The sequence below is a fragment of the Terriglobus sp. ADX1 genome (assembly GCF_036877645.1).
Classification (GTDB): domain Bacteria; phylum Acidobacteriota; class Terriglobia; order Terriglobales; family Acidobacteriaceae; genus Terriglobus.
Genome location: NZ_JAEDXV010000144.1, coordinates 1 through 253, shown reverse-complemented (window position 1 = coordinate 253; position 253 = coordinate 1). Strand labels below are relative to the sequence as shown.

General features: G+C 60.9%; 1 protein-coding gene. It reads left to right on the top strand.

Annotation, left to right across the window (positions count from 1 at the left end; genetic code table 11):
- Positions 1 to 53 precede the first annotated feature (53 nt).
- The coding region (locus tag JAO32_RS19930) for a hypothetical protein (protein WP_334243648.1) at positions 54 to 253 on the top strand (200 nt) is incomplete at its 3' end.

The following is a 253-nucleotide window of genomic DNA, read 5'->3' as shown; positions in this document are numbered from 1 at the left end:
ACGATACCCTCGTCGAGACCTGCCATCGCCCCCTTGAGGAGAGCCGTAGCCAAATGCCCTTTGACGATGCTCCGCATGGCGCTGCAAGGTCACTGCGTCCTGGGATTGCCAACCGGCCCGACATGCGCGGCGATGGTTCGTCATCATCCCCGCAGTTTTTGTTACGTACAGCCTTGCGTATGTCGACCGCGCCAACTATGGCTTTGGCGCAGCCGCAGGGCTTGCCGATGAACTGCACATCACCGCGTCGCAA